General features: G+C 42.5%; 19 protein-coding genes. 8 read left to right on the top strand and 11 right to left on the bottom strand.

Annotated elements, in window-relative coordinates:
- Positions 1–285: 285 nt before the first annotated feature.
- Both V6252_RS10135 and V6252_RS10130 read left to right on the top strand, forming a co-directional pair.
- Entirely contained in the window at positions 286–699 is a 414-nt protein-coding gene (locus V6252_RS10135; RefSeq protein WP_341610314.1) for an OsmC family protein, read from the top strand.
- Positions 700–710: 11 nt separating this feature from the next.
- On the top strand, positions 711–1,139 hold the full coding sequence (locus tag V6252_RS10130) for an MAPEG family protein (protein WP_406947838.1): 429 nt from the start codon (positions 711–713) through the stop codon (positions 1,137–1,139).
- Between the two features lie 45 nt (positions 1,140–1,184).
- Here V6252_RS10130 and V6252_RS10125 read toward each other — a convergent pair whose 3' ends face one another.
- From V6252_RS10125 to V6252_RS10095, 7 genes are all read right to left on the bottom strand, one after another.
- Positions 1,185–2,219 carry a tRNA dihydrouridine synthase gene (locus V6252_RS10125; protein ID WP_341610312.1) on the bottom strand — a complete coding sequence of 345 codons (1,035 nt, stop codon included), beginning with the start codon at positions 2,217–2,219 and terminating at the stop codon, positions 1,185–1,187.
- A 73-nt stretch (positions 2,220–2,292) separates the two neighbouring features.
- Positions 2,293–3,792, bottom strand: coding sequence for a UvrD-helicase domain-containing protein (locus V6252_RS10120; RefSeq protein ID WP_057761950.1), 1,500 nt, complete (start codon positions 3,790–3,792; stop codon positions 2,293–2,295).
- Between the two features lie 216 nt (positions 3,793–4,008).
- Positions 4,009–4,941 (bottom strand): twin-arginine translocase subunit TatC, encoded by a 933-nt coding sequence (gene tatC / locus V6252_RS10115; RefSeq protein WP_341610311.1) that lies wholly within the window; start codon positions 4,939–4,941, stop codon positions 4,009–4,011.
- Entirely contained in the window at positions 4,941–5,651 is a 711-nt protein-coding gene (tatB, locus tag V6252_RS10110) for a Sec-independent protein translocase protein TatB (protein ID WP_341610310.1), read from the bottom strand. Before tatB ends, tatC begins: the two co-directional genes overlap by 1 nt.
- A 26-nt stretch (positions 5,652–5,677) precedes the next feature.
- A complete protein-coding gene (gene tatA / locus V6252_RS10105; RefSeq protein ID WP_057761945.1) occupies positions 5,678–5,917 on the bottom strand; it encodes a Sec-independent protein translocase subunit TatA in 240 nt (79 codons plus the stop codon).
- A 205-nt stretch (positions 5,918–6,122) separates the two neighbouring features.
- A complete protein-coding gene (hisIE, locus tag V6252_RS10100; protein WP_341610308.1) occupies positions 6,123–6,980 on the bottom strand; it encodes a bifunctional phosphoribosyl-AMP cyclohydrolase/phosphoribosyl-ATP diphosphatase HisIE in 858 nt (285 codons plus the stop codon).
- Positions 6,981–7,175: 195 nt separating this feature from the next.
- Positions 7,176–7,619: an acyl-CoA thioesterase gene (locus V6252_RS10095; protein WP_102093896.1), complete on the bottom strand. Its 444-nt coding sequence runs from the start codon at positions 7,617–7,619 to the stop codon at positions 7,176–7,178.
- Positions 7,620–8,054: 435 nt separating this feature from the next.
- Between V6252_RS10095 and rpmI the strand changes: the two genes are divergently transcribed.
- The 5 genes from rpmI (at position 8,055) to V6252_RS10070 (ending at position 13,214) form a co-directional block, all read left to right on the top strand.
- A complete protein-coding gene (rpmI, locus tag V6252_RS10090; RefSeq protein ID WP_057761939.1) occupies positions 8,055–8,252 on the top strand; it encodes a 50S ribosomal protein L35 in 198 nt (65 codons plus the stop codon).
- Between the two features lie 119 nt (positions 8,253–8,371).
- Positions 8,372–8,728, top strand: a complete 357-nt coding sequence (rplT, locus tag V6252_RS10085; protein ID WP_011281252.1) for a 50S ribosomal protein L20 — start codon at positions 8,372–8,374, stop codon at positions 8,726–8,728.
- A 327-nt stretch (positions 8,729–9,055) separates the two neighbouring features.
- Entirely contained in the window at positions 9,056–10,111 is a 1,056-nt protein-coding gene (gene pheS, locus V6252_RS10080) for a phenylalanine--tRNA ligase subunit alpha (RefSeq protein WP_341610306.1), read from the top strand.
- A gap of 188 nt (positions 10,112–10,299) precedes the next feature.
- Positions 10,300–12,699 carry a phenylalanine--tRNA ligase subunit beta gene (gene pheT / locus V6252_RS10075; RefSeq protein ID WP_341610305.1) on the top strand — a complete coding sequence of 800 codons (2,400 nt, stop codon included), beginning with the start codon at positions 10,300–10,302 and terminating at the stop codon, positions 12,697–12,699.
- Positions 12,700–12,914: 215 nt separating this feature from the next.
- The gene (locus V6252_RS10070; protein ID WP_057761935.1) at positions 12,915–13,214 is read left to right on the top strand and encodes an integration host factor subunit alpha; all 300 of its coding nucleotides are present in this window, start codon (positions 12,915–12,917) and stop codon (positions 13,212–13,214) included.
- 246 nt (positions 13,215–13,460) lie between these two features.
- On the opposite strand, the gene V6252_RS10065 is transcribed toward V6252_RS10070, so the two are convergent.
- The gene (locus tag V6252_RS10065; protein WP_057761933.1) at positions 13,461–13,817 is read right to left on the bottom strand and encodes a hypothetical protein; all 357 of its coding nucleotides are present in this window, start codon (positions 13,815–13,817) and stop codon (positions 13,461–13,463) included.
- Between the two features lie 544 nt (positions 13,818–14,361).
- On the opposite strand from V6252_RS10065, the gene ypfJ reads away from it, so the two are divergent.
- Positions 14,362–15,249 (top strand): KPN_02809 family neutral zinc metallopeptidase, encoded by an 888-nt coding sequence (gene ypfJ, locus V6252_RS10060; protein ID WP_341610303.1) that lies wholly within the window; start codon positions 14,362–14,364, stop codon positions 15,247–15,249.
- Between the two features lie 196 nt (positions 15,250–15,445).
- On the opposite strand, the gene V6252_RS10055 is transcribed toward ypfJ, so the two are convergent.
- The 3 genes from V6252_RS10055 to trxA all read right to left on the bottom strand — a co-directional run bounded on the left by V6252_RS10055 (position 15,446) and on the right by trxA (position 18,113).
- On the bottom strand, positions 15,446–15,673 hold the full coding sequence (locus V6252_RS10055; RefSeq protein ID WP_057761930.1) for a hypothetical protein: 228 nt from the start codon (positions 15,671–15,673) through the stop codon (positions 15,446–15,448).
- A gap of 319 nt (positions 15,674–15,992) precedes the next feature.
- Positions 15,993–17,261 carry a transcription termination factor Rho gene (gene rho, locus V6252_RS10050; RefSeq protein ID WP_055125334.1) on the bottom strand — a complete coding sequence of 423 codons (1,269 nt, stop codon included), beginning with the start codon at positions 17,259–17,261 and terminating at the stop codon, positions 15,993–15,995.
- Between the two features lie 525 nt (positions 17,262–17,786).
- Complete coding sequence (trxA, locus tag V6252_RS10045; protein WP_057761928.1) at positions 17,787–18,113, bottom strand: thioredoxin; 327 nt, start codon at positions 18,111–18,113, stop codon at positions 17,787–17,789.
- Positions 18,114–18,391: the final 278 nt, after the last annotated feature.

Here is an 18,391-nt window from a genome sequence, read left to right as displayed (position 1 = left end):
AAATCAACTATTTATAAGCAAACTTTTGTAGATTTTTATAAAGCGTTTTTAGGCAAGTGTTGAAGAGTCGTAATAGGCGTATGGACATACGATTATTCAGTAAACTATCGAACTCCACTATTTCGATATGTATAAAGTGATAAAAGTACAGATTTCACTGGTGAGTTAGCAGCAAAACAATGAGCCTATAAAATCTTGCTTTGGCTTATGCTACACTAGCTTGGCAATATATCATTCACACAATAATAATAGGCAATACGCCATTTAAAATAAGGAACATCTACAATGTCAGAATCAAAAGCAAGCGTCATATGGCAAGAGAACAAAGCCTTTATGGGCGTGTCACCATCAGGACATAATGTACAAATCGATGCTGATAAAGAAAAAGGCTCAAGCCCGATGGAGCTGATTTTGCTAGGACTAGGTGGTTGCGCCAGTTATGATGTCGTAGAGATTTTGCAGAAATCACGCCAAGCAGTGACGGATGTACGTTGTGAGCTAACCGCCCAGCGCGCTGAAACTGTACCAGCGGTCTATACTGATATTCATATGCATTTCGTTGTCACTGGTCAAGAGGTCAAAGAAAAACAAGTCGAAAAAGCCATCCAGTTATCAGCAGAAAAATACTGTTCTGCCAGCCGTATGTTAGTAGCAGGTGGGGTCAATATCACCCATGATTTCGAAGTGGTTGCAGGCTAGGGACTTATATAATGATAAGTGCATTCTTTGAGTTGGTAACTGACAAAGTGGCGTCTGCCATTTTGGCCATGGTGGTAGCAAGTCTATTGCCATGGGCGGTGTCAATCGTTGCAAAAGTATCTGGTGGCTTTAGAATCAGAAATAATGCACATCCTCGCGAATTTTTTCAAAATGCGACAGGCATGGCAGCACGTGCTAATGCAGCACAACAAAACAGCTATGAAACCTTGCCAGTATTCTTGGCAGCAGTATTGGTAGCTATGCTTTTCTTTGTACCGCAGTCGATTATCAACGTATTGGCTTGGCTGTATGTGATGATACGAATTGGTTTTTGTGTGGCGTATATTACTAATTTGGCAATGTTCCGCTCTATCCTCTGGGTATTATCAATGGCATGCTGTCTAATGCTATTTTATTTAGCGATACGAGTCAGCGTCTAGTAAAAATATCCGTAACTGCCAAAATGCTCAAATACAAGCAGGTGATTAATTTCGTACGCTTGCTTGTAGTGCGCTAATAATCACCGCTTTATTTTTCTCTCGTTTGATACTTTCCCACACTGTTTGTGCCTCAACATAGCCTTTGGTGAGCATCCCTAACCATTGCTTATAGCGTCCGACTAACACCACATCGTTCTTTGCCTCACCTTCCAAGAACTTAATCTGATGCGCAATCAAATCTTGCCATAACAATGTAGCCGTATTCTCTACGCTGTTAGTACTTTTTTCAGTATCATTATCAACCTGTGCCACTAAATCAGGACGCGTTACTGCGCCGCGACCTAACATCAAATGCGGTGTACCTGCTTGTGTCATACAATTTTGCGCATGCTCAAAGTTCCAAATTTCCCCATTGGCAATAACTGGAATATCGAGCGTATTAAAGCTCTGGATTTTGTCCCAATAGGCAGGTGGCTTATAGCCTTGGGTCTTAGTGCGTGCATGGATGGTGAGCCAATCAGCGCCGCTAGAAGCAATTGCGCCGCGAATATCACCCATTCGGCTAGTGTCGGTATAGCCCAGACGAATCTTAGCTGATACTGGTATGTGAGCGGGAACGGCTTGACGTACGGCACTGATAATCTGATACATGGTTTCAGGTTCATCTAACAATACAGAACCACCACGATGGCTATTTACAGTTTTTGCAGGACAGCCAAAATTGATATCAATCGCAGGTGCACCAAGCTCGCAAGCATAAGTGGAGTTTTCTGCCATAAGCTGCGCTTCGCTACCCAAAATCTGTACATGAATAGGCGTACCAGAGGCCGTTTTGGCATTATGATGTAGCTCAGGCACATATTTATAAAACACGTGCGCAGGCAAGATGTGCTGTGTGATACGAATAAACTCACTAACCGACCAATCATAAGGACGACCCAAGTCAGACGCAATTTGGGTTAAAATTTGGCGCATTAATGGGTCGGTCAAGCCCTCCATAGGTGCGAGCAAACGCACAGGATCCGCAAATAACTTAGTAATGGTATTTTGACGCGTTTGAAGTTGCTGGCTATTATTCATGCTGGTGATTCACTGCTAAAGGGTGACTATGAGAGATTGAATAAAACTTGAGGCTGACAAAGGTGGAGGGTAATTAAGTATTACCAAAAATCACTTTTTTGCCCGTCTGCAATCCTGATATCAAGTCTTTAATATTATGAATGTCCAAATTGCTTTGCGCGCGAGTACAGGCGACATAAAGCAAACGCAGCTCTTCTGGACTGATCTTAACCGCGTTGGTGGTCACATCGTAGTAAAAATCATCATCTAACTGCACTTTTCCCCACTCGAGCCCTTTAGCTTTATGAGCGGTAGAGATGACATAGTCAGCATTTTCAATACTGGTCAGACTATTGACCGCTTGGCTCAAGACATTGGTACCGTGGTCATCGACCAGTTTGACCAGTGTTTTGAGATCGCTGCCCTCATTGGTTTCGGCATATTCTTGTACATCACCCCAATTATAAAAATACGCCAGCTCAGGTACACCGTAAGCCGATTTACCATTTTTTAAGTTTTCGGCTGCTTGACAGAATTTGAGCATACGATCGGTATCTGCTTGTAGCGCCACGCGATGCCCGTGCTTTAATCCTGTCAACAGTTGTGACATGGCAGCCGCATTGGTACGGCACAAAATAGCATCTTTCTTACTATGTACCATGCCCTTATCGGTAGAGGACTGTTTATTCGGATTGCCTTTTAGCGGTACGTCTTCTTGTAGCGCTTTTAATAGAGTATTGGCCACTTCTGCAATCGGCTCACCGAATCTGAAAGACTGCGTCAATAATGTCTGCGGCAATGGCAGTTTTTTCATCGCATTGACCGCGCCGCGCCATTCATAAATTTGCTGATGCGCATCGCCCACATAGATAACTTGTCTTGACTGCTGGGTCAAGATACCCATCATCAATGGATCGGCATCCTGTGCTTCATCAAATAAGATAAAGTCCGCTGGGATACTAGGCTTAGACAATGCCCAAAGCTTGAGATAAATATCATGGCCAATACCAGCAGGGTGACGCGCATCAATCGACTGTAACCAACGCTGCTCAACAGCAGGGTAGAGCATCTCGCGCAGCTGCTCTGCATCTGAGTCATCGAGCCAGCTTGGGAACAGTATGTGCCTTGGCGCAGGGTAGCTGGCATGCGTGCTACAGAAATTACTTACCGCATCGCTGACGAACCGCGATAATCGTGCGGGTGTCAGCGTAATGTATTTATTGACCCCATCCATTTGCCGACGCACTTGTACAGGCTGTAGTCCCAAATCATCACCGAGGCGCTTGGGTGAAAAGCGCGGCAAAGATAGCTTGGCGGTAATATCACGAGCGACATGACGATAAGCTAATGAATGAAAAGTACGGCACTCTACATGCGGCGGAAACTTTGACCGAGCATCATTGGCAATCGCTTTGTTAAAGGCCAGATACAGTCCGCGTCCACGTAAGCGCTCACCGATTAGCTTGAGTGTCGTTGTCTTACCGGCGCCCGCATAAGCAACCACTTTAAACGACTTGTGATCCATCGCCATATTTAGTGCGCTCAGCTGCTCGTCAGTGGGATCGCTCATATAAGCTGGCATAGATGCGGACATAATAAAGCTACCTAAATACAAAAATTGATTAAAAATAAAAGGGGCAAAAAAAGCCACTGGGTAAACAATGGCTTATAGATGATGGTGATGCTAAAACGTGATAGTAAGCAATCAGCTTACTAATGAGGCAAGAATAAAACGGTGTAGTGGTAGTTTAACGCATAGCTATATGTAATCAATAACTTTATTTTAGTCTAGATTAGACTGATAAGTGTTTTATTCTTTGTCTGTCGATACGAGAGTAGGACTGGGCTCTTCTTTGATTAAAATCTTTGCCAAAAACAAACCAAGCTCAAACAACAACCACATCGGAATCGCTAGCATGAGCATCGATACGCCATCGGGTGGCGTGACAACGGCAGCCACAGCAAAACAGCCCACAATGATATAACGACGTTTTTCTTCTAAGCTCTGAATGGAGACAATACCTGCCAATATCAATAGCAAAGTGACAACTGGAATCTCAAACGTTAAGCCGAATACCATAAATAATTTTAAGGCAAAACTGAGATAGCTGTCGATATCCGTCATGGGTAGTACGTTTTGCGGGGCAAACATGATAAAGAACTTTAAGACCCCTTTGAGCACAATAAAGTAAGAAAAAGCCACGCCAGCATAAAACAGAAATATAGAAGATAGCAGTACTGGAATAGCGATTTTCTTTTCTTTCTTATACAGACCGGGCGCTACAAATGACCAAATTTGATAAAGAATGTAGGGCATCGCCAAAAATGCAGCTACAAATACGGTCAGACGTATCGGTGCCATAAAGTTTGACGTGATATCGGTGGCAATCATGGTTGAGTTGGCAGGTAACTGCGCAACTAATGGGTCAGATAAAAAGTTGTATAGCTCGCGCGAATAGCCGACCAAACCTAAAAATATTATCAGTACCGCCACACATATTTTGATCAAATGCCGACGCAGATCAATCAGATGCTCGGTAATAGGCATGTCAGCCAAAGGGCTTAAAACATCCTCTGATTTTTTATCTTGAGCGGTATTAGTCGTTGCTGAAGTATCTTGATTAAGAGTGTCTTTATTAAAAGTGGTTTGATCAATAGCTTCTTGATCAATAACATCTTGATCAGTAATGGCAGAAACAGCGATTTTCTCTTGACGACTTTTTTTGCGCTTGAATAATGACATCAATCAGTCTCCTGCTTATGGTCAGAAGTCTGCATGTTGGCAGGACTGTTGAGTAGGGCATCCGCTTTATAGTTTGGCACATATGGCGGCATTGGGAGCCGACGTGCTTTATCATAAGCGCCAAGTCGAAACCACATGTTCTCCCATGGACGGGTAGTGATGGTCTGAACAACTGGCGCTGCCTTGGCGTTGTCACTCGCATTTACATTATCTACATTTGGATCATTTATATTGTCACCGTTATGACCGCGCTTCGATAATTGACCATTTTCTAATGTATCTGGCTGCTCGTCAGAGGCATAAGCATAGTCGAAGGCTTTTGGCGTGGCTGATTGCTGCTTTTGTGTGCGGTTATTTTCATGAGCTTCGGCGCCTTTGCTGTTTTCAGCATTCGTAGCGGTTTCAAAAGCTATCGAAGCAGGACTATGTGAGCTTTCAAAAGCTTTCATATTACCGCGCATCTCAGCCATCTCGCGCCTCATTTCGGCTTCGGTCTGGCGAATTTTGGCGAGCTCTTTTTGCATTTGCTGACGTGTCTCAGCCAAGTCAAGCTCAGCCTCTATTTCAGACTGCAATGTTGAGACTGTACGGCGAATTTTGGCGTACCATTGCCCAGCCGTACGCGCTGCCTGTGGCAGTTTTTCTGGGCCCAGTACGATTAGGGCGATAACGCCGAAGAGAAGTAGTTCAGAAAACCCGATATCAAACATAATGGTCCGATGTCACTGTTTAGATGCTATACGTTATGCTTATCATCAACCTTGGTGGTTGAGCGCTCTTCAGTGTGTGCCGTCGCATCGTGGTCAAGAACCGCGTGTTTTTTGGCATGCTCTGTATTTTCATCTTTGACAGCTTCTTTAAAACCTTTGACAGCACCGCCCAAATCTTTACCAGCATTTCTGAGTTTTGAGGTGCCAAACACGACAACGACAACGACCAATAGTATCAGCCAATGTGTAATAGAAAAACTACCCATAATGATATCCTTGTGACCTGGTTTTGTGACTTGGATTTTAGTCTTTATATGCCTGCTTTTAATTTGCAAAAAGGTCTATCTAGCAAACAAAAAGCATCGACATATAATGCGAGATAAAACAGAGCTATATTATAACCTGCACTTATTACAAATAGGTGAAAGCAACAATAATCAAATAAAATAGACGTTTATTCTTTGTTTAGGCTTATCTAGCGGCTTTTTCATCGATACCGGATAACCCAAAACGTCTGCCTAGCTCGTTTAACACGGCATCCGACTCTATATCAAACCATGCTAGCCCAACCAAGGTATGGAACCAGACATCGGCGACTTCATAGATCAGCTCATGACGCGCTTCATCGTAGCTTGCTTTGTCTGTACTCTCATCGCAGTTAGCAAAATCTTTGGCAGCGATGATACTTTCTGTGCTCTCCTCACCAACTTTTTCTAATATCTTATTTAATCCTTTGGCGTACAGGCTGGCCACATAAGAGCTGTCGGCATCGGCTTGTTTGCGCTCTGCTAATACGCTATCAAGCTGCTGTAGTACAGAGGCTTTATCGACTTGTGCTTGAGCAGTATCAGATTGTGCTTGGATAGTATCCGAGTCAGTATTCGCGCCAGTGTTTTCAGTTTCATGAGTGTCATTAGTAGATTCATCAGAATGATAAATATCTGCAGGGTCTTTTAATACTTTATCGACGGTCTGCCATTCAGGCGTTTGACCTGATAAATCCAAACGCTGATAAAAGCACGACTCGCGTCCCGTATGGCAAGCAATGCCGCCAGCCTGAGTGACACTAAGCACAATCACATCTGCGTCACAGTCTAGACGAATATCATGCACAGTTTGCGTATGACCTGATGACTCACCTTTATGCCACAGTTTGGCACGCGAGCGTGAAAAATAAACCGCTGTTTGTGTTTGTGCAGTGAGCTGTAATGCTTCTGCATTCATCCACGCCATCATCAAAATACGACCTGTCTGATGATCTTGAGCAATTGCAGGAATCAAACCATCATCATTAAAAGTTACGGCAGTCAGCCAAGCAGGTAAAGTCATAATGTATTTGTCATCTTATAGGTAGAAAGTGAAAAAGAGTGATAAGCAATTATACTACTTATGATTAAAGCGGGGAGATTATCTGAAATGCTCTGCAATATACTAATAGCTAGCAATATGATGTCAGCTAAATGCGCTATAGAGTGCAATTATGCTAAATCTAAATGAACAGCATACTATTTATAATAAGCGATTCTACAGTCTAAATAAATGCGGATACAACGCTTCTTTAATCGTATTATCAAGCTTAGTCACTTTATTGAGGTTAAAGTCGTAACCTCTAAAATGCTGGCGCGCTTTTGCTACTATTTCGCCCGTGTGCATCCGCGTGACCTTTAGGATTATATTACCGCCATTATCATATATTGGCTCAACACCAACTTCAAACAACAGCTCTTCTCGTACGCGGATACGGCTTACAATATCTAGCTGCAATTTATCTATAATTAAGCCTTGATGGTCTGCGTTGATTTCTTTGACACCTTTAGCGTATAGAAACCTTAACCGTGCTTCGGACAATAGCGCTGTCAGAGATTCGACCGTCATGTGCTGTCCTGCGTCGGCTTCCGTATGACGTACACGCATCACTGTCTCAAAAACAAACAAGTCGTCGTCGAATACTAACTCTTGTTTTGACACACTATCTCCTAGAGTGATGGCCAAAGATTATTCTACTTATCGCGCTATATGTTGGCAGCATTGTTATCGTTGTAGCTATACATTACAGCGTAAATATTCATAGTGAATAAGGTGGTTTTAATAGTGTTTATATGAAGATATAGCTCAGTCTCTACTTAAGCACAGCTTAGGCTGACATTCAATCTATTTGGATGAAAATCAGCCGTTTTATTAAGGCTTTTAAGAGAGCTGCTACCGCTTATTTGATGCTGATTACTTGTCTATATTGTCTACTAAAACCTCGCCAAAACTTTACTTGGCAAAACAAGGCACTATCTGCTAAAATAGCGCCTCCCACCTCGAGGCAAATAGAGGTTTAGTGGTTATTTATATAACGATTATTCAGTGTGACTATTTGACGACCAGGTTCTAAAACAGAAAAAGAGGCAAATCATCATGAAAGTTAAGATGAAAACCAGAAGCGGCGCAGCTAAACGCTTCAAAAAAACAGCGAATGGCTTCAAGCGTAAGCAAGCATTCAAAAGCCATATTTTGACCAAGAAATCAGCTAAGCGTATTCGCCAATTGCGTGGTCTTAAGTTGGTGCACAAGTCTGACGAAGCAGCAGTTCGTCGTATGTGCCCATACATTTAATAGCCTACCGTCATCTATCTTTGATTGAAAATATTTGACTTTGCAATCTGACAATGATGTTTGTTATTTAACGGCATCATCACTCGCTTAACAGTGATTAAAAAATCTTGGAGTAAATTATGGCCCGTGTAAAACGTGGTGTACAGGCAAATCGCCGTCACAAAAAAATCTTAAAGCGCGCAAAAGGCTACTACGGTGCCCGTTCACGTGTTTACCGCGTAGCGGTACAGGCAGTGACTAAAGCTGGTCAATATGCTTATCGTGACCGTCGCAACAAGAAACGTACTTTCCGTCGTCTTTGGATCGCACGTATCAATGCTGGTGCACGCTTAAACGGCTTAAGCTATAGCCGCTTCATCAATGGCATGAAAAAAGCAAACATCGCAATCGATCGTCGCGTTCTAGCAGACATCGCTATGCATGATGCAGCGACTTTCACAGCATTGGTCGAAAAAGCAAAAGCGGAATTGGCCTAAATATTAACCGTCCTTTAGGTATGATGCTTTTAAATAATTATTTATAAGCAATTGTCTAAATGGATAGGACTAATATTGATTAATAGTATGATATTAATAAAAGCTACCGCTGGTCGGTGGCTTTTTTTATATTAAATTATTTTAAGTGTGCTCTATATTGAACTTTGTCGAGCAGAAATACGCTTATTATCGTCTAAATATTCAAGCCATTTTTCTAACCAGCCTTTATATTAATCTTTTATATAAACATAATTGGATAAATGGTTTGCAATATTTGGTCAAATCCCTACAATTAATAGTCCGTTCAAATCAGGAATAATGCGTCTTATGACTAACCCTGCTGCCACCAACGACTTGTCGGCGCTACCGACCCTGTCTTCAGAGCTCAATGAGCTTACCGAAGCTCAGCTTACCGAATTTGCGAGTGCTGCTGAAGCTCTAATCCTACAAGTAACTGATGCGCGTACACTGCAAGATTTGCGTGTGCAATTGACTGGTAAAAAGAGTCCGTTAACGGGCTGGTCAAAGCAGATGGGCAAGCTCGATGCTGATGATAAAAAAACTTATGGCGGCTGGTTGCATCAAGTACGTAGCCGCATTCAGCAAGCATTAACCGATCAGCAGCAGCAACTAGAGGTCGCCGCGCTCAATGCCAAGCTAGAAAGTGAGAGCATCGATATCACTTTGCCTGCTCGCGGTGGTCAAAAAGGTCATCTGCATCCAGTAACTATGATTACTCAGCGTATGCAGCAGTACTTTATTCAAGCGGGTTTCAATGTTGCAACTGGCCCCGAAGTTGAGAGCGACTACTATAATTTTGAAGCGTTGAATATCCCGTCGCACCATCCTGCGCGCGCGATGCATGACACCTTTTATTTTGATGCGCATTATCTATTGCGTACGCATACCAGTCCTGTCCAGATTCGTACCATGGAAAAGAACGAACCGCCGATTCGCATCATTTGCCCAGGCCGTGTTTATCGTAATGACTCAGACCAAACTCATTCGCCGATGTTCCATCAGCTAGAAGGCCTTATGGTCACCGAGTCGAGCACTTTTGCTGAGCTAAAAGGTTTGATTAGTGAGTTTCTAGAAGCGTTTTTTGCCAAAGAGCTGACCGTACGTTTCCGTCCGTCGTTCTTCCCATTCACTGAGCCGTCTGCAGAAGTGGATATCTTAGATGACAATGGTAAGTGGCTTGAAGTGATGGGCTGCGGCATGGTGCATCCACAAGTATTGACCAATTGCGGTATCGATAGCGACAAATACACTGGCTTTGCTTTCGGTATGGGTATTGAGCGCTTTGCGATGCTGTATTACGGTATTGATGACTTGCGCTTGTTTTTCCAAAATGACGTGCGCTTCTTAAAGCAATTTGGCTAGAGTTTTCTTTATACCTATATAGTTAGTTCAAGATAATTTAGATCCAAGGAAAGTGAGTGAAAGTGCTACAAATCGTAGACTGAGCGAGCCTGACGCTGTATCTAATTTATATAGGATTGACTATAGCAAGCGAATTCGCCAAGCTTTACTCCAACATCTTTATTATAAAATTCTGATCCGAGATATTTATGAAAATTAGCGAACAGTGGCTACGTCAGTGGGTAAACCCTACAAATACTAGCGAACAGTTAGCCGAACAGTTGACTATGGCAGGCCTTGAGATTGATGATCGCTATGCGGTTGCCCGTGCTTTTAGCGGTGTGGTTGTCGGTGAAGTCATCAGCGTTGAGCAGCATCCTGATGCAGATAAATTACGTGTTACTCAGGTAAATATCGGTGACGCTGAGCCATTACAAATTGTCTGCGGTGCTCCTAACGTGACCGTCGGCATGAAAGCACCGGTTGCTACCGTTGGTGCGGTATTGCCAAGCGATGATAAGAAAGGGTTTAAAATCAAAAAGAGTAAGCTACGCGGTGTGGCTTCAAATGGCATGCTATGTGGCGCCTCTGAAATTGATTTAGTCGATGATATAGATGGCTTGCTTGAGCTGCCTGAAGGTGCACCAGTTGGTACAGATATCCGTGAATATCTAGGTTTAGATAATCAAGTATTGGATATCTCAATCACCCCAAACCGTGGTGATTGCTTTAGCGTACGTGGTATCGCTCGTGAAATATCTGTCATCAACGATTTATCTGTACAAACGCCAGAAATCTCGTCCAATACCGCTGGCACTGCCGCAACACCAGCTGTGACAGTCGATGCAAAGGAAGCGTGCCCTCGCTATCTGTTGCAATCGATTCGTAATATTGATCGTAGCATCGATACTCCAAAATGGATGCAAGATGCGCTGGTACAGTCTGGTCTACGTTCACACAATTTCTTGGTCGATGTGACCAACTATGTATTGATGGAATTGGGTCAACCGTTACATGCGTTTGACGCAGACACGATCGAAGGTGATATCGTTGTACGTTTGGCACAGCCTGATGAAACCATTACTTTGCTAAATGAGCAAACCGTTATCTTGACGGGTGATGAGCTTGTGATTGCTGATGATAAAGGTGCCTTGGCACTGGCTGGTATCATGGGTGGTCAGCGTAGCAGTGTCACTGATAGCACTACCAATATCGTTGTAGAAAGTGCTTTCTTTAATCAGCTCGCTATCGCTGCGCGCGCACGCCGTTTTGGGCTACATACGGACGCATCACAGCGTTTTGAGCGTGGCGTCGACTTTGAATTGCCAGCATTGGCGTTGGCACGAGCTTGTGATTTAATCACCAGTATTACTGGCGGGGAAGCAGGTCAAATAGTCACGGCCGAAAACCTTGAGCATTTGCCAGCACGCGCACCGATTACATTGCCAATCGCGAAAGTTCGTGATGTCATTGGAATTGATATTGAACCATCTGAGATGGTACGTATCTTGACCCAATTGGGTTTTGACGTAGAGCAGCAGAGCGATTCACTGATTTGCAAGCCGCCATCTTATCGTTTTGATATGAGTATCCGCGAGGATTTAATCGAAGAAATTGCTCGTATCTATGGCTATGACAATATTCCAAGTGTCCTGCCACATTTGCAAGTCAGCATGGATTATGATGATACTGCAGATTTGACGCATGAGATGAAGCTCGCATTGGTCGACAACGGCTATATGGAAGCGATCAGCTTTAGCTTTAGTGATGCAAAACTAGAAGCATTGCTTGACGACGAAGCGCTAGGGGAAGTGTTGGCACTGGCAAACCCTATCTCTAGTGATTTGGCGGTTATGCGTCGTACTTTGCTATCGAGCCTACTGCCTTGCGTGCAATATAACTTGAATCGTCAACAGCCACGTGTACGTTTCTTTGAAACGGGTCTTAGCTTTGTTGGACAAAGTATTAGTGATTTAGTACAAACGCCAAGTATTGCTTTAGTCGCAGTTGGTGATATATGGAGCGAGCAAGCTTATCAAAACCGCGCCTTAGATTTTTATGATCTAAAGCATGATATTGAGCAGCTACTACCAGCTCAAATCGATAGCGCACGTATCCGCTACGAGCGTAGCACGCTGAGCTTCCTGCATCCAGGACAAAGCGCTGAGTTATATATCGATGATGTATATGTTGGTTGGTTGGGCCAGTTGCACCCAAATACTGCTAAGCAATTAGATTTGCCGACTACATGGGTCGCTCAATTGTCACTGGCACCGCTATTGACGATTGCACGTGAGCAGCATGCTATCACGACACCAAGCAAGTTCCCGCAAGTACGCCGCGATATTGCTATCTTGGTAGACAGTGACATCAGTTTGCAGACACTAGAGACAACGGTGCGAACTGCGGCAGGTGATTTGTTGACTGATCTTTGGTTATTTGATGTTTATCAAGGTGACAAAGTACCAGCAGGCCAGCGCTCACTAGCGTTTGCATTGATATGGCAAGATAGTACGCAAACGTTGTCTGACGAAGCCGTCAAGACTGCCACAGATAAAGTGGTACAAGCGCTAACTGACCAGCATTCAGTACAGCTGCGCGACAGCTAACATTTAGTAAGTATTATACCCAATGCTCTGTAGTCTTTTTACCACGAGGCTACGGAGCATTGCTATTCATAGAATAAGTTAAGTGGTTATTAATAAAGGATTTTAATAAAGACTTTGTTAATAAATGGTCAAAAAACCTTTATAATAGCTAGCCTTAACCCTCATACCGCTAAACCATGATATTCGACATCACGACATAGCATAGGAGTCGTACTGTGAGCACCTTAACCAAATCTGACATGATTGAGCATTTGATGAGTCACCTAAACCTAACACGCCAAGAAGGCCGCTGTCTGGTGGAGAACTTTTTTGATGAGCTGTCAGAGAGTTTGATTGATGGCAAAGAGGTCAAGCTTTCAGGCTTTGGCAACTTTGAGCTTAAAGATAAAAACAGCCGTCCAGGCCGTAACCCGAAAACAGGGGAGCCTGTTGCAGTATCCGCGCGCCGTGTGGTTACTTTTAAGACAGGGCAAAAATTTCGTCAGAAGGTTGACGAGCGTTTGTTTGATAGTTAATACCTAGTTTGGCAGTGCGCTGAACGATAGTGTGTCTGTTTTATCGTGAGTTTATAAGAATGCTAGTGCGTATTTGTACTTAGTTATTTTTGCGTACATCTATGTATTTCGATATTGCAGCACGTATCCTATATTAGGATTATCTATAAAGTAAAATCATACTAATATCATAAATGGTAGACATAAAAAAAGAGAGCATAAGCTCTCTTTTTTTTACTACAGTTGATCTATTGTATGAACAATAAATTACTGAGCTTCTTCAACTACTACTTCGTCAGAAGCTTCAACAGCAGCAGTATCAGTTTCGCTAGCTACGTCTACGCTAGTGGTATCGCCGTCTACAGGAACTTCAGCGTCCATTTCGTCAGTAGCAGTTGCAGCTTGTGCATCAGCGATGTCAGCTTCAGCGCCAGCAACAGCAGCGTCAGCATCAGCAGTCATTTCGCCTTCAGCAGCAGCTTCGTTTAGCTCTTCAGAAGCGTCTTGCACTTCTTCTTGCGCGTCAGATAAATCTTCAGCAGCGTTTTCTTTGCTGCTATCACAGGCAGTAAGGCCCATAGTTGCAGTCATGATACCAGCTAGAGCAAGTAATTTAAGTTTCATATGGTTTTCTCCGGAAAAATGAAATGAGCAGTAGCAGCAACAAAGGTCGAAATCCGAGATTTCTCAGAATTCAACTAGTCTTAGTCACAGCTACTCAGCTTCCACGCATTCTATATGTTTTCTAAGTAAATAGAAATAGCCTGTACAATTAAGTAACAATAAAATTTAAAATAATATTTTACTTTCTCTATCCGATATACTTTTTAATACAAGAAGCTAGATTAATCGACGTATAATCAAAGACATGAGAAGGATGGAGAGCTTTTCTGGTTCCTGTTTCTTGTCTAAAATTGTCGATATTAGCCTCGTTTTTATGGGTAAGAATTGAATTAAGTAGTCCGATTGTCGTCTTATATTACATAAATTATAGTTAAGTTAGCAATTTTATAGGTTTCTACTTGCTTTTAGGATAGTAGACTAGGTCATAGCGTGAATTAGCTGGCCAAATAATATATAACATAAGTAATAATTAATAAAAGTAGTGGCTAGTAGAGATAGTAGTTAATAGAAATAGTGAATCAATCTATATTTGAGGAATAGAATTATGAAATGGCAAGGTAGACGAGGCAGTTCGAATGTGCGCTCTAGCACAGGTGGCGGTAAGATGATTGGCGGTGGTATTGGCGGTATTATTATCGCTGGTATTCTATGGTTGGTATTTGGGGTAAACCCAATGACCGCATTACAGACAGGCCAAGCGGTCACAGGCGGTGGTAGTGAATCATCTACTGAGGTTGCAACTAGCACAGACCGAGATACGCAGTTTGTGAAAGTTGTATTGGCAGATACAGAAGAAGTCTGGCATCAAATCTTTAATGAAGCTGGTAGCACTTATCAAGAGCCATCATTGATTTTGTTTAATGGCCAGGTCAGTTCGGCATGTGGTAGTGCTAGCTCTGCAACAGGTCCATTTTATTGTCCAGGGGATCAGACTGTTTATTTGGATACGTCATTCTTCGTAGAGATGCGTCAGAATCTTGGCATTTCAGGCGATCAGCAAGGCTCTGGTGGTGAAGAGAACCAAGGCAAGGCTGGCGATTTCGCACAGGCCTACGTGATAGCACATGAGGTAGGTCATCATGTTCAGACGCTATTGGGCATTAGCCAACAGGTCAATGAAGCTCGTCAGCAAGTGACCCAAGCACAGTCCAATAAGCTATCAGTATTGCAAGAGTTACAAGCAGATTGTTTTGCTGGTGTATGGGCACAGCGTAATCAAGAGCGTGTACAGTTTTTAGAAGCTGGTGATATTGACGAAGCGGTGAATGCAGCTGGTCAAATTGGTGATGATCGTCTAGCGAAAGCGAGTGGTGGTGCAGTAGTACCTGATAACTTTACTCATGGTACCAGTCAACAACGTGTCGAATGGTTCACCCGTGGTCTAGAAAGCGGTAATGTACAATCTTGTGATACGTTCAGCGGTGCACTTTAATGGCCATATATATTAATAATCGTGTATTTGACTAATGATGTATTTCTAATACTGATATTTTTTATTATAAGTTTAGTGCATGGACTTATAATAAAAATTGAGACATAAAAAAGCCTGCAATTCGCTGCAGGCTTTTTTATTATCTTTTATCTGATATTACTCAATCAATTGTCAAATAATATCAGCGTAGAAAGATTTAGTTGTTGTCAAGAACATAACCACCAGCGCCGCCAATCGCTGCACCAGCCAATGCGCCACGAGCGATATCTTTGCTGTCGCCTTTACTTTTAATAAGAGCACCAGCGGCTGCGCCAGCAGTAGCACCTTTAGCTGTGTTGCTCATACCGCTATAAGAGTTACAACCAGTCATGATTAGTGCTGAGCTAGTAATTGCAGTCATTGCGATCGTTTTAGCAAATTTCATATTATCACCTATTAAGTCATCAAGTTTAAAATACAATACCTTCAAAATACTGTGTCTATGATATTTTCAAGTATATCCCTACTGTCTGTCATAATAGTCGGTTACTAATAATATAGTCGTAGTAAAAACGCTAAACTTTGCAAACGAGATGTAAGCGATGTTGCCGTACTGTATCATCAGCAACGCCTGTGAACGACAGTGCAGATTACGTCCTAATGGGTTTAACTATTAATACTTCGATACTGCTATAAAAAAGACTACCTATAGGTAGTCTTAATATTGAATCAAAGCTGAATATCTCTAGCAAACTAACTAAGAATTAGTTTTGTGATTTACGCTTCATTTGCTCAAAGAATTCATCATTGGTCTTCGCTTCTTTTAAGCGATCCAACAAGAACTCAGTGGCTTGTACGCCATCCATCGGTTGAAGCAGTTTACGTAAAATCCATACTTTACGCAGTTTGTCTTCGTCCAATAGACGCTCTTCGCGGCGTGTACCAGATTTTTTGATATTAATCGCAGGGAATACACGTTTTTCAGCCAAGTCACGCTCAAGCGTAATCTCTTGGTTACCCGTTCCCTTAAATTCTTCAAAAATGACGCTATCCATCTTACTACCAGTATCAATCAATGCACTGGCAATAATGGTCAAACTACCACCTTCTTCCACGTTACGCGCAGCACCAAAGAAACGTTTTGGACGTTCTAGGGCATTGGCATCTAAACCACCCGTCAATACTTTACCTGACGATGGAATGACCGTGTTATAAGCACGTGCTAGACGTGTAATTGAATCAAGTAAAATCACCACGTCTTGCTTGTGTTCAACCAAACGTTTGGCCTTTTCGATGACCATTTCAGCAACTTGTACGTGACGCTGTGGCGGCTCATCAAAGGTAGAGGCGACCACTTCACCGCGTACCGTACGTACCATTTCGGTGACTTCTTCTGGACGCTCATCAATCAATAGTACGATCAAATAGCATTCAGGATTATTACGAGTGATTGATTGCGCGATGGTCTGTAGCAACATCGTTTTACCCGCTTTTGGCGGTGCGACGATGATAGAGCGCTGACCTTTACCAATCGGAGCGATTAGATCGATGATACGACCAGTCAAATCTTCAGTGGTTCCGTTACCAAGCTCAAGTTTTAAATGCTCAGTTGGGAATAGGGGCGTCAGGTTCTCAAAGATAAGCTTATGACGTGAGCGATCTGGCGTATCAAAGTTGATTTCGCCAACTTTTAATAATGCAAAATAACGCTCAGAATCTTTTGGTGGACGAATCGTACCAGCGATACTGTCACCAGTTTTTAGACTGAAACGGCGAATCTGGCTAGGGCTGACATAAATATCATCAGGACCGGCTAAATATGAGCCTTCTGATGAGCGCAAAAATCCAAAACCATCAGGAAGAACCTCAAGTACACCGTCACCATAAATGGCTTCACCGTTACGCGCATGGGTTTTTAGAATAGCAAAGATAATGTCCTGTTTACGGCTACGCGCCATATTATCAAGACCCATTTCTTTGGCGATAGCCAATAGCTCAGCGATTGATTTTTTCTTTAATTCAGTAAGATTCATAGATAGGTCATTAGCAATTGATCAGATGAGAGATGCCATTAGCAGCACAAGTCACGACAGTGATTAAAATAACGGTAATATGATGATATGGGTGTGTGCACAGCGCTGTATTTTATGTAGTTTTGGTTTTATATGTCTGCTTATGTACGCATTGCCATCATTGGATGCAAGGTAATAAGAAATAAGGATAAAAAAGGCTACATAAGAGTCTGCGTCAAAAACTCAATATCAGTAATTGCGTTTAGTCATTTTGTTCAGCAATGGTGTTTATAATGACGATTGTGTTTTTGTTGATAAACACGAGGAGAATAGCGACAAGATACTTAGGAAAACAGTTGGTTTTCTCTTGTCAGCAGACTATACGGTCTTCACAATAGCGTTGTCAATAAATTTTGCCAAAAAAGTCACATTATCGAGTTTTTTGCACAAAAAACAAGCAAAAAAGCCACTATCTTGGTTAGATAATGGCTTTCTCAGTTATTCTATTTTACCCGCTCAAGGTAACCTAGAGCGAGCAAATTTAACTTATAAATGCTTGTCTAGTACTTTAGCCAATTCAGCTTTTGGCTGTAGGCCCATTACTGAATCAACTTTTTCGCCATCTTTGAATACAAATAGCGTTGGGATATTACGAATACCGAAACGGCTAGCCGCTTGAGGGTTGTTGTCTACGTCTACTTTCACGATTTTAACTTTACCTTGGTACTCAGTCGCTAGATCTTCTAAAATAGGAGCGATGGCTTTACAAGGACCACACCATGGCGCCCAGAAGTCTACTAATACAGGTACGTCTGATTGTAGAACGTCTTGATCAAAGTCTGTGTCGGTAGTATGTACAATAAGGTCTGACATAATTTTATCTCTCTTGTTTTATTACTTCTATCACCACTCATCAACCTATATATTGGTTTAATAATAAATCAGTTGGTGGTCAAAGAATTGTTTAGAAGGGGTGAAAATGTGCCATTATATTAACATGTTTGCCCTAATTTGACAGATACAGGCTGGTTAAATTGTTTAACAACTAGTATTAGCACAATAAATCGAAACGGTGCAGCACAAGAGTGTCTAATCTGTTATTTAATACGATTATCCTTATCAAAGTATGTATCTCAGTGCGATAGAAGTTT

The organism is Psychrobacter proteolyticus (assembly GCF_038155145.1).
GTDB lineage: Bacteria > Pseudomonadota > Gammaproteobacteria > Pseudomonadales > Moraxellaceae > Psychrobacter > Psychrobacter proteolyticus_B.
This window is presented reverse-complemented; position numbering and strand designations above follow the sequence as displayed.

Excerpts from the sequence above, each read along its gene's own strand:
- V6252_RS10135 (WP_341610314.1), top strand. The coding sequence starts at position 286 with ATGTCAGAATCAAAAGCAAGCGTCATATGGCAAGAGAACAAAGCCTTT.
- V6252_RS10130 (WP_406947838.1), top strand. The coding sequence starts at position 711 with ATGATAAGTGCATTCTTTGAGTTGGTAACTGACAAAGTGGCGTCTGCC.
- V6252_RS10125 (WP_341610312.1), bottom strand. The coding sequence starts at position 2,219 with ATGAATAATAGCCAGCAACTTCAAACGCGTCAAAATACCATTACTAAG.
- V6252_RS10120 (WP_057761950.1), bottom strand. The coding sequence starts at position 3,792 with ATGTCCGCATCTATGCCAGCTTATATGAGCGATCCCACTGACGAGCAG.
- tatC (WP_341610311.1), bottom strand. The coding sequence starts at position 4,941 with ATGTCATTATTCAAGCGCAAAAAAAGTCGTCAAGAGAAAATCGCTGTT.
- tatB (WP_341610310.1), bottom strand. The coding sequence starts at position 5,651 with ATGTTTGATATCGGGTTTTCTGAACTACTTCTCTTCGGCGTTATCGCC.
- tatA (WP_057761945.1), bottom strand. The coding sequence starts at position 5,917 with ATGGGTAGTTTTTCTATTACACATTGGCTGATACTATTGGTCGTTGTC.
- hisIE (WP_341610308.1), bottom strand. The coding sequence starts at position 6,980 with ATGACTTTACCTGCTTGGCTGACTGCCGTAACTTTTAATGATGATGGT.
- rpmI (WP_057761939.1), top strand. The coding sequence starts at position 8,055 with ATGAAAGTTAAGATGAAAACCAGAAGCGGCGCAGCTAAACGCTTCAAA.
- rplT (WP_011281252.1), top strand. The coding sequence starts at position 8,372 with ATGGCCCGTGTAAAACGTGGTGTACAGGCAAATCGCCGTCACAAAAAA.
- pheS (WP_341610306.1), top strand. The coding sequence starts at position 9,056 with ATGACTAACCCTGCTGCCACCAACGACTTGTCGGCGCTACCGACCCTG.
- pheT (WP_341610305.1), top strand. The coding sequence starts at position 10,300 with ATGAAAATTAGCGAACAGTGGCTACGTCAGTGGGTAAACCCTACAAAT.
- V6252_RS10065 (WP_057761933.1), bottom strand. The coding sequence starts at position 13,817 with ATGAAACTTAAATTACTTGCTCTAGCTGGTATCATGACTGCAACTATG.
- ypfJ (WP_341610303.1), top strand. The coding sequence starts at position 14,362 with ATGAAATGGCAAGGTAGACGAGGCAGTTCGAATGTGCGCTCTAGCACA.
- V6252_RS10055 (WP_057761930.1), bottom strand. The coding sequence starts at position 15,673 with ATGAAATTTGCTAAAACGATCGCAATGACTGCAATTACTAGCTCAGCA.
- rho (WP_055125334.1), bottom strand. The coding sequence starts at position 17,261 with ATGAATCTTACTGAATTAAAGAAAAAATCAATCGCTGAGCTATTGGCT.
- trxA (WP_057761928.1), bottom strand. The coding sequence starts at position 18,113 with ATGTCAGACCTTATTGTACATACTACCGACACAGACTTTGATCAAGAC.